Origin of the sequence: Nocardioides sp. GY 10127 (assembly GCF_004919085.1) — a bacterium.
Taxonomy (GTDB): Bacteria; Actinomycetota; Actinomycetes; order Propionibacteriales; family Nocardioidaceae; genus Nocardioides.
In genome coordinates, this window is sequence record NZ_STGL01000008.1 from 24,958 (window position 1) to 37,349 (window position 12,392).

Consider the following 12,392-nt stretch of genomic DNA (forward strand, 5'->3'; position numbering starts at 1 on the left):
GGGGCGGCCGGTGGGCACTGCTCGGGGGCGGTCGTCACGTGAGGGACAACGCCGGGCCCAGCCCAGGGTCACGCAGGCCAGGTCACGCAGGGCCGGGGGGACGGACGCCCTCAGCGGGCCCGGCGCACCCGCAGGGTCCGCGCCGAGGACACCGAGCGGCGGTAGTCGTCGGTGCGGACGTAGACGGCGTGGAGCTCGTGGGTGCCGACGGAGAGGGTCTTCGGCAGGGTCACCACGGCCGTGCCCTTCTTCAGGGTGGCGGTGCGGACGAGCCGCTCCCCCGCGAAGATCTTCACCCGGCCGCGGACGACCTCGTCGCTGCCGACCGCGGTCACCGTGACGCGGGCGCGGGCCGCCGTGCCGCCCCGCACCTGGCGGTGCCGGGTGAGGTTCAGGCGGGTCCGGGTCTCCGCGCGGCCGGCCGAGCCCGTGTCGCCGGAGCCCGTGTCGCCGGAGCCCGTGCCGCCGGAGCCCGTGTCGTCGGAGTCGTCCTCGGAGACCGGCGCCAGCACCACCTGGTCGACGACGGCCTCGGTGGTCGTGTCGACGGTGGTGAGCGTGATGGTGTCCTCCGAGACCGTCACGTAGGTGAAGTTGGGGTGCTCCTGCTGGTCGTCGATCGCCGCCCAGTAGCACTCGTCGATGCGGCTGTTGTCGGCGTAGAACTTGCTGCCGCTGGAGGAGTTGGCCGTGAGGTAGAGGACGTCGCCCTCCTCCGGCACCACGGTGCCGCTCACGGACCCGGCGGTCTCGGCCGCGCTGATCCCGGTGCCGTTCATCAGGTAGGAGCGGGTGAAGTGGTGGTCGTGGCCCATGAGGACCAGGTCCACCCCCAGCTCGGAGAACGCCGCGGGGAGCACGTCGCGCAGCGTGACGATGTAGTCGTCGAAGGCGTGCGAGGCGGTGCTGAACACGGAGTGGTGGAAGACGACGATCGTCCAGGCCGCGTCCGGGTGCGCGTTCATCGTCGCCTCGACGTAGGCCAGGTGACCGTCGGTGTCGGTGTTGTTGGTGTTGAGCGTGATGAACAGGGCGTCGTTCCAGACGAAGAACGCGTCGCCACCCGACTGCGTGGCGTCGGCGGCCAGCCCGTAGGTGTCGGAGACGTTCGGGACGTTGAAGTGCTCGTGGTACGCCGTCGAGGAGTAGTCGTGGTTGCCCAGGGCGGTGGCCAGCGGGATCGACGTGAACTGCTCGGGGGCGAGGAAGTAGGTGTACTGCTCCTCGTTCGAGGCGGTGTCGACCTGGTCGCCGGACGTCAGCACGAAGGCCGTGTCGGGGTAGGACGCCTCGGCGAGCGCGATCGTGGTGGCCCAGCCCTCGCCGTCGCCGGCGTTGTCGTGGCTCGAGCCGATCTGCGGGTCGCCGACGAAGACGAAGCTGAACGTGCTCGAGGCCGCCTGGGTGGAGAACGAGTAGACCTCGCTCCAGCCCGCGGTCTCGCTGCCGACCCGGTAGACGTAGTCGGTCTCCGCGGCCAGGCCGGAGAGCGTGGCGTGCTGGTAGTACTCGCCGTCGGTGATGGTCGCGCCGGTGGTGGCGGTCACCGAGGAGTAGGTGGTCGGGAACGTCTCGTCCGTCATCGCCTCGGCCAGGGCCAGCTGGACGGTCTGGGCCGCGTCCTCGCTGGTGAACCAGGCCAGGTTGCGCGACGTCTCGTCGGCGCCGACCTGGAGCAGCAGGTCACTGATGGTGACGTCGTCGGCGAGCGCGGCGCTCGAGCCGGCGACCTGCACGGCGGGCAGCGCGGCGGCGGCGCCGAGGCCCAGGAGCACGGTGCGGCGGCTGGGGCGCAGCGCCGGGCCACGGGTCGCGGAGGGACGGGCGGGCAGAGCGGGAAGCATCAGGAGGTCCTCGTGGGGTGGAAGGCTCGGCCGCGTGGGTGCGGCCTCGAGATCCACCCCACCGAGCGCGGGTGAACACCCCTCCTAGCCCCTGTCGGCGGGCGCGCGACCAGTCGGCGCACACCGGGTGAACGGGGGCTGGGCACCACCCGTCAGTCACCTGGCAGGAGCCTGTCCGCACACGTCTTCCCAGGTCAGCGCGCCTTCCGGCGGTGGCTCACCGGAAGACTCGGTCGACCGCGGTGAAGGCCCCGAGCTCGTGGTCGGCACGGAAGTGCGCGTGGTCGGCCTTGACCCGCTCGAGGGCGTCCCCGGCCCAGGCGACCACGTCGGAGACGAAGAGCTCCTCCGGGCCGATGGCGGCCAGGATCTCCGGCTCCACGTCGTGGTCGAGCAGGCCCGCCTCGTCCGAGAGGGCGTGGCTCTGCGCCAGCGAGCCGCCGCAGATCCGCGCGTACGCGCGCCACTGCTTCTTCGAGAGGTCGTCGAGGTCCACCGAGTCCCGGTACGGCGCCCGCTCACGGACCATGAACGACAGCCCGTCCAGCTCCACCGCCCCGTAGAAGCGGTCGCCCCGGACCAGGTGGACGCCCTGCGCGTGCGTGATCCGCTCGGCGTTGCCGTCCATCACGTACTCCGAGGGCGGGGCGAGGCCGGCCAGTGCCGAGCGCCGGGCCTGCTTGAGCTCGATGACGAGGTCGTCGCTGCCGTCGGCGGCCGGGCCCTCGACCAGAAGGTAGTAGCGGGGCAGGCCGAGGGACGCCGTGCCCTGACCCAGCCGCTGGCAGACGTCCTTCACGCGCAAGCCGCCGGTCTCCCCCGAGATCGCCCGGTCGGGCAGCTCGATGCCGTTGTCGGCGACGAACGCCTCCAGCACCTCCTGGAACTCCGCGGTCCGGCTGGAGACGGGCACGTGCTCCTCGTCCGAGCGGAAGCCGCGGCGCTGCTCGTCGTGGTACTTGCGGGCCAGCCACGCGTCGCGGCCCTCCTCGAGCGCGTCCTCGATGAGGTGGCGGATCAGCGACGGTGCGTTGTCCTGCCGCATCTGTCCCTGCTGCTCGGTGGCGTCCGTGGCGTAGCGGCGCATGGCGTCCACGTAGCCGCGCACGAACTCCTCAGCGATCCGGCACTGCTTCGGGCGCTCGAGGCCGCCCTCGGTCTCCGCGGCCAGCATGAAGCCGACGGCGCCGCGCTTGAGGTCCCAGGTGAAGGGGGCGTAGAACGCCTCGTCGAAGTCGTTGACGCCGAAGATCGGCACGTCGTCGGCGGACGGCATGACGCCGAAGTTCTCCGGGTGGACGTCACCGAGGGTGAGCACGGTCGGCATGAGCGCGTCCTCGCCCGCGAGGTCCCGGTAGAACAGCAGGCAGGTGCCGCGGAAGAAGCTGAAGACCGAGTCGTGCAGCTTGGCGAACTTCGCCTCGGCGTCGCTGTTGGGGTGCGCGATCCGGGTCTCGTGGTCCTCGCGGATCGTCTGGCGCACGTGGATGCGCCGCTCGTGGCCCACCAGGTGGCGGGGCAGGAAGACCATCTCACCGCGGGCCCGCGCCTTCGCCAGGTCACGGAAGGCCGCCACGCGGGACGCCGTGGTCGGCTTGCGCGCGGGGGCGACCTCCTCGGCCTCGTCGGCCGGGTCGCGGTCGGTGGCGGGGTGCTCCTCGACCGCCTCCGCGAGCTCGCTGCTCGACATCGACGAGGGCTCGCTGATGCCCACCTCGCGGGCGGTCTCCATGAGCTCCCCGCGGGTGCCTTCCTCGGTCTGCGTCACGCCCCCACCGTGCCCCGCGGCCGGGGTCGCGCACCCCACCCGGTCGGTGCGGTGGGGGTTGGGTCGGCGGGGAGAGTGGGAGGGCTCAGCCGGCGACGACGTCCAGCCGCTTGCCGCGGTAGACCGCCTCGGGGTCGCCCACGTACACGCCGTAGCCGGGGATGTCGGCGTAGCCGCTGGTGTCGTACAGCGCCAGCGCCTCGGGCTGGTGGATGCCGGACTCCAGCACCAATGCCTCGATGCCGGCCTCGCGGGCGTGGCCCTCGAGGAACCCGAGGACCCGGCGGGCGAGGCCCCGCCGCTGCGCGCGGGGGGCGACGTACATCCGCTTGATCTCGGCCACGTCCAGGCCGGGCCAGCCGACCTGCTCGGCGACCTCCGGGTGCCGCCGCCAGGCGCCGCTGGCCACGGGGTCGTCGCCCAGGTAGCCGACGAAGAAGCTGCCGCTGGGCGGGTCGAACATCTCGGGCTCCAGCGGCGTCACGTCCTCCTCGCCGTAGCGCTCGACGTAAACGGCCTGGACCTCCGCGACGAGCCGGACGGCGTCCGGGTGGCCGAAGCCCACCTGGACGAGTCGGAAACCGTCGTCCCAGGTGGCGACGGGGACCTGCGCGGGGGAGCTGCTCACCGGCCCATCCTCGCGCGGTGGCGGCGCCCTGCGCGGGCCGGGGGTGGCCCCGCGCCGTGCCGGTGCCGCCCGCGTCACAGGGCGGCCACACGCGTCGCGGGGGGCCGGTCCGGGCCCGCCCACCCCTCGGGCCGGAGGGCGGGCCCCTGGCCCGGGGCTGGGATGATCACCCGGTACGACGTCCCGCTCCCCCAGGAGGGTTGCCCCGTGGCCAGCTCCGTCACCGACCTGCAGATCCCCACCGACCTGCTGCCCGCCGACGGACGCTTCGGCTCCGGTCCCTCGAAGATCCCGGCGGGGCGCCTCCAGGCGCTCGCCGACACCGGCGCGAGCCTCATGGGCACCTCGCACCGCCAGGCCCCGGTGAAGAACCTGGTCGGCCGGGTGCGCGAGGGCCTGTCCACCTTCTTCGACCTGCCCGAGGGCTACCAGGTCGTGCTCGGCAACGGAGGCTCCACCGCCTTCTGGGACGTCGCGACCCACGGCCTGCTCGAGCGCCGCAGCCAGCACTGCACGTACGGCGAGTTCACCTCGAAGTTCGCCACGGCCGCCAGGAAGGCTCCGTGGCTGGGCGACCCGTCGCTGCGCACCGCCGAGCCCGGCTCGCTGGCGACGCCGGTGGCCGAGGCCGGGATCGACGCCTACGCCTGGGCGCACAACGAGACCTCGACCGGCGTCATGGCGCCGGTCCTGCGCCCCGAGGGCATCGACGACGACGCCCTCGTGCTCATCGACGCCACCTCGGGCGGCGCCGGCCTCCCCGTGGACGTCGCGGAGGCGGACGTCTACTACTTCGCGCCGCAGAAGGGCTTCAGCTCGGACGGCGGCCTGTGGATCGGCCTCTTCTCCCCGCGCGCCCTCGAGCGGGCCGCGCGGATCGCCGCCACCGACCGACACGTGCCCGCGTTCTTCGACCTGCCCACGGCGATCGACAACTCCGCGAAGAACCAGACGTACAACACGCCCGCGGTCTCGACCCTCTTCCTGCTGGCCGAGCAGCTGGACTGGATGCTCGGCAACGGCGGGCTGAGCGGGATGGTCGAGCGGACCACCGCCTCCTCCAGCACCCTGTACCGCTGGGCCGAGGCGCACGAGCGGCTCAGCCCCTTCGTGGCCGATCCGGCCCACCGCTCGCTCGTGGTGGGCACGCTGGACCTGGTCGACGAGATCGACTTCGAGGACGTGCTCGCGGTGCTGCGCGCGAACGGCGTCGTCGACTGCGACCCCTACCGCAAGCTCGGCCGCAACCAGCTGCGGATCGCGATGTTCCCGGCGGTCGACCCGGCCGACGTCGCCGCCCTCACCCGCACGCTGGACTGGGTGCTCGAGCGGCTCTGACCGCCCGGCGGGGCTGCCCAGGGCTCCTCGGGGCGCCTCAGGAGGCCAGCGTCACCTGGGAGAGGTCCGGCAGCGGCAGCTGCGTCGGCCCGCCGAGGAGCCGCAGCGTGGCCCGCTCGAGGTCGGCCTGCCGCTCGTCGGGGCTCGCGTGGCTGCGCCGCACGGCCGCCCGGATCGTCCTGCCCTCCTCGTAGGCGAGCACGACACGGGGGTCCACGTAGGAGGTGCGCGCCAGGGTCGGGGTGTTGCCGAGGAAGGCCGAGACCTCCTTCATCGCGACCGAGACGGCCCGCTTGCGCGAGGCGGCGGTCCCGCCCGGCTCTCCCCGGTCGGAGGCCCCGGCGAGGCTGGCCGCCGCGAGGACCGTGGCGTGCCAGGTGCGGAAGTCCTTGGCCGTGGCCTCGATCCCGGTGGCCTCGCGGACGTAGGTGTTCACCAGGTCCGGCAGCAGGCCCCGCCAGCGCCGCCGCTCGGTGTAGGCCAGCAGCCGGGGGTCCTCTGCGGCCCGGCGGCGGCGCATGACCGCGATCGCCTCGACCACGCCGACGTCCGCGATCTCGATCCGGTGCTCGACGCCGGACTTGCCGACGAAGTGGAACTCCAGGCCCTCTCCCTTGCGGCGCACGTGCCGCCGCTCGAGCGTGGTGAGGCCGAAGTGCCCGTGGGCGTCGGCGTAGACGTCGTTGCCGATCCGGAAGCAGCCGAGGTCGAGCAGCCGGACGGCGGCGGCGCAGCTGCGCTCGAGCGGCATCCCGCTCCCGCCGAGGTCGGCGAGGACGCGGGTGCGGGCGGAGGCCAGCGCGGCGCCGAAGGTCAGCACCCGCTCGAACTTCTCCTCGTCCCGCCGGCGGCGCCACTCGGGGTGGTAGAGGTACTGGCGGCGCCCGGCCGCGTCGGTGCCGACCGCCTGCAGGTGACCGTGCGGGTACGGGGTGATCCACACGTCCTGCCAGGCCGGCGGGATCACGAGCGCCTCGCAGCGGTCGCGGTCGGTGCCCGTCAGGCGGTGCCCGTCGGCGTCGAGGTAGGTCCAGCCGCGGCCGGCCCGGCGGCGGGTCCAGCCGGGCTGGTCGGGGGAGGTCCGTCGCAGGCGCATGCGGCGAGGCTAGGCAGGCCGGGCGGCGCTGCGTCTCACCCGCTGCGGCTCGCCCGGACGGGTCGGCGCCGCGCCGGGACCGCGCCGGGACCGCGCCGGGCGCGCGGGGTCTCAGCGGCGACGCAGGCCGCGGGCGGCGGCCACGGCCAGCGCCACCAGCACCCCGAGCACGAGGACGCCGGCCAGCCCGGCGATCCCCGCGAGCACCCAGCCGGGGACGCTGGCGGTGACGTCGCCCGTGACGTCACCAACGCCCCCTCCAGCGCTGTCTCCCGCACTGTCCCCGGCCGCGCCCGAGGAGGCCGAGGCGGAGGGCGTCGCGTCCGCCGGCTCGTCGCCGCGGAGCCGGGCGCGCAGCGCCGCGCTGGTGGGCACGCGCAGCACGGCCGTCCCGCGACCCTCGGTGGACTCCAGGAGACCACCGCCGCGGGTGATCGCCAGGCCCTCCCCCTGGTCCTGCACCGGCAGGGCGACGTCGCGCAGCTCGCGCAGCGAGGGCCACTCGTAGAGCGTGGCCCCGAAGTAGCCGCGGACGACGATCGCGGAACCGTCGAGGGCGAACGTGCCGTCGGTGGCGATCGGCAGGACCGGACCCACCCGCCGGAGCCGGTTGGTGCCGTCCGGGTCGAGCGTCCTCGGGGCCGCGTAGACCGTGCCGCCCAGGAGCTCCTTGGTGACGACGTAGAGCCGACCGGTGGTGGGGTCTCGCAGCAGCGTCTCGGCGTCGTGGGCCCCGTCCGGGTAGACCAGCGTGTAGACGGTGCTGTCGACGGTGCGGTCCCCGACGCCGACCGGCACCCGGGTCACGGCGATCGAGTCGCGCTGGGCCTCGTTGTCACCGATGTCGCCGACCCACACGTGGCCCGGGCCGCCGGGGGCGAGGGCCTCCACGTCGACGGCGTCCTGGCTCCACGTCGTGACCCCGACGGTCTCCCCGGCGTCGGCCCCACGCGCCGCGACGGTGAAGACCCGACCCACGTCGCCGGAGTCGTTGGTGGTGACCAGCCAGCGGCCGACCGACACCAGGCCCGAGGACTCGATGATCCGCGGGTCCTGCCAGCGCAGGACCACCTCGGCGCCGTCCTCGCGGCCGTCTGCGGTGGACGCGGTGACAGCGCCGGCGCCAGCGGCGTCGGCGGCCGCCTGTCCGGTCGGTCCGAACAGGACCGCCGGGGCCAGGACGACGCCCGCCAGCGTCACGAGGAACCCCCTCGCCCGCCGACGAGCGTGAGCGGACGCCCGCGGCCACCAGCGTCCGCCCCTGACGGACTGTCCGGTCAGTCCGCCCCGACCGCCCATCAGGCGTCCGACGGGACCCGGCCCAGCAGCTCCGCCAGGCGTGGGGTGATGCCCCACTCCCCGACGAGGGCCTCGTACTCCTTCACCACGCCACCGCCGCGCACGGGCGCCCCGGTGCGCACGGCCCGGAGCAGGGTGTTGCGGGGGGTGTGCTCGGACTCCACGAACTCCACGACATCCACCCGGTAGCCCTCGAGCCGCAGCAGCGAGGCCCGCAGGGCGTCGGTGAGGGTGTCGGCGAAGCGCTCGCGCAGGATGCCGTGGCGGGTGAGCATCGCGTACGGCCCGGGCGTCGCGGCCCGGCGCAGCTGGGCGGCCACGTCGTGGTGGCAGCAGGGGGCGGCGAGGACGACCGGCGCGGCCCAGGCGATGCCGCGGGCCAGCGCGTCGTCCGTGGCCGTGTCGCACGCGTGCAGCGCGAGGACCACCTCGGGCGCCGGGTCCAGCTCGACGCCCTCGATGGAGCCGACGACGAAGGACGCCTCGGACTCGGGGATGCCGAGGCTGCGGGCGACCTCGGTGTTGTGGTCGGCCGACTGCTGCTTCACGTCCGCGCCGACGACCCGCACCGGCAGGCCGCGGACATGGGTGAGGAAGCGGTGCGCGGCGAAGGTGAGGTAGGCGTTGCCGCAGCCGAGGTCGACCAGCCGCAGCGGGTCCTCGGCCGTCGGCGTGCGCAGGTGCTTCTTCTCCAGCGCCTCGGTGATCGTGGCGTCCAGCAGCCGCACGAACTCCTCGACCTGGCGCAGCTTGGCCCGCCGCGTGGGCTTCACGCGCCCCTGCGCGTCGGTGATCCCGAGCGCGGCGAAGACGGGGTCGCTCTCCTCGAGCAGCCGCTTCTTCTCCTGGTCGTGACCGCGGTCCGGCTCGACGGCCTCGGTGCGCTCCGCGGAGTGCACGAGCGCCTCGCCCTTCTTCGTCACGCGCAGCTGGTGGCTGTGGGTGGTGGTCTCCACGTGCCAGTTGCCGAACGGCTCCTCCAAGAGGTCGTCCAGGGCGTCGCGGGCGGCGGTCGACGGCTCGCCGTCCGCGCCGCGCACGAGGTGGTTGGATGTGTGCGCCTGCCGCTCGTCGTAGGCGGTCACCTGGAGGTGCCGGCCGGCCTTGAGGTCGACGTAGCGGAGCTCGACCCGACGCCAGCGGGGGGTCTCCGTGCGCCGGCGGCCCGAGGCGACCGCCCGGACCAGCCGCTCGTCGGACAGCAGGTCCTCACGCAGCCGGTTGAGGGCACGCAGCAGCGGCTCGGCCATCGGGGTCTCCCTTCCTGGGCTCTACGGGGCTGGCGTCACTTGAGCAGGGCCGCGACCACGACGACCACCAGCAGCGCGCCCAGCGCCACCGGGATCACCAGCCGACGGTGGCGGGGGTTGTCCAGGAGCCTCACGACGCGTCACCGCCCTGCGCCGCGCCGTCCAGGCGGGAGGCGAGCAGCTCGGCCAGGTGGAGCGCGCGGACGCCCACGAGGTCGTCGAGCTGCACCTTGCAGGACATGCCGTCGGCGAGCACCACGGCGTCCGGGTGCGAGCGGACGGCCGGCAGCAGGTTCGTCTCGGCGACGGCGACGGACACCTCGTAGTGCCCCTCCTCCATGCCGAAGTTGCCCGCGAGCCCGCAGCAGCCCGACACCTTGGTGACGCTCGCGCCCAGGTCGCGCAGGAGCGTCTCGTCGGTGCCCCAGCCGATGACCGCGTGGTGGTGGCAGTGCGGCTGCGCCACGACCTCGACGCCCGTGAGGTCGGGCAGGGCCAGCTCCGGCCGCTCGGCCCGGAGCCGGGTCAGCAGCTCGGCGAAGGAGAGCATCCCCTCCGCCACGGTCACCGCGCGCGGGTCGTCGGTGAGCTCGGTGGCGTCCGAGCGCAGCGTGGCCAGGCACGACGGCTCGAGGGCGACCACGGGCACGCCGGAGGAGACGTAGCGCTCCAGCGTCTCGACGGAGGCGGCGACGATCTTCTGGGCCTTGGTGAGCTGGCCGGTGGTGATCCAGGTGAGGCCGCAGCAGGCGTGCTCGTCGATCACCTTCACGCGCAGGCCGAGGGACTCGAGCACCTCGATGGCGGCGTGCGCGGAGCCGGTCTGGAAGTGGTCGGTGAACGAGTCCGCCCACACCCACACGTCCGGGACGCGGGCGTCGGCCGCACGCTCTGTGCGGCGCTCGCCGGCGCGCACCGTCGTGGTCGCGAACGACGGGATCGAGCGTCGCTGGTCCACGCCGGCGACCTTCTTGGCGACGCGCGCCAGGGGGCCGATCCGCAGCGAGGTGTTGGCCAGGCCGGCCACCGGCGCGATCAGGCGCGACCACAGCGGCAGCCGGCCCAGGGTCAGGTGGCTCATCGGGCGGCGCTCGGTCGCGCCGTCACCGTCGTAGCGCTGGTGCAGCGCCTCGGACTTGTAGGTGGCCATGTCGACGCCCGTGGGGCAGTCGCTGGCGCAGCCCTTGCAGGCCAGGCACAGGTCGAGCGCCTCGCCGACCGCCGGGTCGGACAGCCCGTGCAGCAGGGTGCCGTCCAGCGCCTCCTGCAGGACGCGCGAGCGACCGCGGGTGGAGTCCTTCTCGTCCCGCGTGGCCTGCCACGAGGGGCACATGACGCCGCCCTTGGAGTCGGGCGCGACGCACTTGCCGACGCCCGTGCAGCGGTGGACGGCCTCGCCGAACGAGCCGTTGTCGTGCGCGAGGCGCAGCAGCGGCCGCGGCGCCTTCACCGGGCGGGCGGGGCGCAGGTCGGCATCCAGCGGGGCCGGGTCGACCAGCACCCCCGGGTTGAGGACGTCGTCCGGGTCCAGCGCGTGCTTGACCGCGCTGAACAGGCGCAGCGACTCCGCGTCGTACATGAGCGGCAGGAGCTCCGAGCGCGCCCGGCCGTCGCCGTGCTCGCCGGACATCGAGCCGCCGTGCTCGCCGAGCTTGGTCGCGCAGGCCACGAGGAACTCGCGGAAGCGGCGCGGGCCGGCGGCCGGGTCCACGTCGCGGTCGGAGAAGTCGAAGTCGATGCGGACGTGGACGCAGCCGTCGCCGAAGTGGCCGTACGGCACGCCCTGGAGGTCGTGCGCCGAGAGCAGGTCGTCGAACTCGCGCAGCCAGGTGCCCAGCTTCTCCGGGGGCACGGCCGCGTCCTCCCAGCCGGAGTAGGCGCGACGTCCGAGCGAGCGGGCGGCGAGGCCCGCGCCGTCCTCGCGGATGCGCCACAGCGCCGCGGCCTCGCGCTCGTCGGTGACGACGCGGTGGCCGAGGGCACCCGAGGCCGCCACGAGGGCGGTCTCCAGGGCGGGGTCGGTGTACTCGACGAACAGCCAGCCGCCGCCGGGCGGCAGGTCCGGCACGCCCCCGCCGGCCCGGACGAGGTCGACGATCCGGGCGTCGAGGCCCTCGCAGGCGGTGAGGCCGGCGTCGGCCGTGGACCGGCCGCCCACGGCGTCGGTGGCCGCGCCGGCGGCGGTGAGGAGGGCGGGGACGGCGTCGGCCGCCTCGGTCATCGAGGGGTAGCCCAGCACCAGGAGGTGCCGGTCGACGCGGTCGTCGACCAGGCGCACGGTGGCGCCGAGGACGACGCCGAGCGTGCCCTCGGAGCCGACGAGGAACTTCGCCAGGTCGCGGCCGTTCTCGGGGAGCAGGTGCTCGAGGGAGTACCCGCTCACCTGGCGGGTGAACCGGCCGAAGGACGTGCGGACGTGCGCGAGGTGGGAGTCCACCAGGCCGGCGAGGGCGTCACCGGCGGCCGAGGAGCCACCGGTCCAGACCTCCCCGGTGCCGAACGCGACGTCCATGGCGGTGACGTTGTCGGAGGTACGGCCGTAGCCCAGCGCGCGCGAGCCGCAGGCGTTGTTGCCGATCATCCCGCCGATCGTGCAGCGGGGGTGCGTGGACGGGTCGGGCCCGAAGCGCAGGCCGTGCGGGGCCGCGGCGCGCTGCAGGACGGCGTGCGCGGTGCCCGGCTCGACGAGGGCCGTCCGGGACTCGGGGTCGACGGAGAGGACCCGGTTGAGGTGGCGGGAGGTGTCCACGACGATGCCCGGGCCGACCGCGTTGCCGGCGATGGACGTGCCGGCGCCGCGCATTGTCAGCGGCACCCCCGTCTCGCGCGCCACGCCCAGGACGGCGAGGAGCTCGTCGCGGTGCCGCGGGCGGACCACCGCGCGCGGGGGGACGCGGTAGAGCGAGGCGTCGCTGGAGTACAGGGCCCGGGCGAGGGCGGAGTCGTCGACGTCGGAGAGACCGGCACCGCGGAGAGCCGCCACGAGATCGGGGGCCGCGAGGTCGGACGCGGGGAGCGCAAGGTCGGGCACGGGTGCCATTGTGTCCCCCCGCCCGTCGTCCGCCGCACCCGAGTCCGCCTCCCGGGACCGGGCGAACGCCCTCACGGGCACGGCCACGGGCCTACGATCGTCGCCGCGGGACCACCCGCGGCGACCCGCGCCGACCGG

The 12,392-nt window shown here is 74.4% G+C and carries 8 protein-coding genes; 1 reads left to right on the forward strand and 7 read right to left on the reverse strand.

The window, feature by feature from the left end; genetic code table 11:
- Positions 1-110: 110 nt before the first annotated feature.
- The 3 genes from E8D37_RS14855 to E8D37_RS14865 form a co-directional block, all read right to left on the reverse strand.
- Entirely contained in the window at positions 111-1,844 is a 1,734-nt protein-coding gene (locus tag E8D37_RS14855; protein ID WP_136570594.1) for an FN3 domain-containing metallophosphoesterase family protein, read from the reverse strand.
- Between the two features lie 217 nt (positions 1,845-2,061).
- Complete coding sequence (locus E8D37_RS14860; protein ID WP_206055773.1) at positions 2,062-3,612, reverse strand: DUF2252 family protein; 1,551 nt, start codon at positions 3,610-3,612, stop codon at positions 2,062-2,064.
- Between the two features lie 85 nt (positions 3,613-3,697).
- Positions 3,698-4,240, reverse strand: a complete 543-nt coding sequence (locus E8D37_RS14865) for a GNAT family N-acetyltransferase (protein ID WP_136570595.1) — start codon at positions 4,238-4,240, stop codon at positions 3,698-3,700.
- Between the two features lie 207 nt (positions 4,241-4,447).
- Here E8D37_RS14865 and serC point away from each other — a divergent pair, with 207 nt between their 5' ends.
- Entirely contained in the window at positions 4,448-5,578 is a 1,131-nt protein-coding gene (gene serC, locus E8D37_RS14870) for a phosphoserine transaminase (protein ID WP_240770474.1), read from the forward strand.
- 37 nt (positions 5,579-5,615) lie between these two features.
- Here serC and E8D37_RS14875 read toward each other — a convergent pair whose 3' ends face one another.
- The 4 genes from E8D37_RS14875 to E8D37_RS14890 all read right to left on the reverse strand — a co-directional run bounded on the left by E8D37_RS14875 (position 5,616) and on the right by E8D37_RS14890 (position 12,254).
- Positions 5,616-6,674, reverse strand: a complete 1,059-nt coding sequence (locus E8D37_RS14875) for a DNA topoisomerase IB (protein WP_136570597.1) — start codon at positions 6,672-6,674, stop codon at positions 5,616-5,618.
- 111 nt (positions 6,675-6,785) lie between these two features.
- Entirely contained in the window at positions 6,786-7,874 is a 1,089-nt protein-coding gene (locus tag E8D37_RS14880) for a hypothetical protein (RefSeq protein ID WP_136570598.1), read from the reverse strand.
- Between the two features lie 98 nt (positions 7,875-7,972).
- On the reverse strand, positions 7,973-9,223 hold the full coding sequence (locus E8D37_RS14885) for an SAM-dependent methyltransferase (RefSeq protein WP_136570599.1): 1,251 nt from the start codon (positions 9,221-9,223) through the stop codon (positions 7,973-7,975).
- Between the two features lie 130 nt (positions 9,224-9,353).
- Positions 9,354-12,254 carry an FAD-binding and (Fe-S)-binding domain-containing protein gene (locus E8D37_RS14890; RefSeq protein ID WP_240770475.1) on the reverse strand — a complete coding sequence of 967 codons (2,901 nt, stop codon included), beginning with the start codon at positions 12,252-12,254 and terminating at the stop codon, positions 9,354-9,356.
- Positions 12,255-12,392 lie beyond the last annotated feature (138 nt).

What these genes read in the sequence shown, in the direction of transcription:
- E8D37_RS14855 (WP_136570594.1), bottom strand. Translation starts at nt 1,844, where the DNA reads ATGCTTCCCGCTCTGCCCGCCCGTCCCTCCGCGACCCGTGGCCCGGCG.
- E8D37_RS14875 (WP_136570597.1), bottom strand. Translation starts at nt 6,674, where the DNA reads ATGCGCCTGCGACGGACCTCCCCCGACCAGCCCGGCTGGACCCGCCGC.
- E8D37_RS14885 (WP_136570599.1), bottom strand. Translation starts at nt 9,223, where the DNA reads ATGGCCGAGCCGCTGCTGCGTGCCCTCAACCGGCTGCGTGAGGACCTG.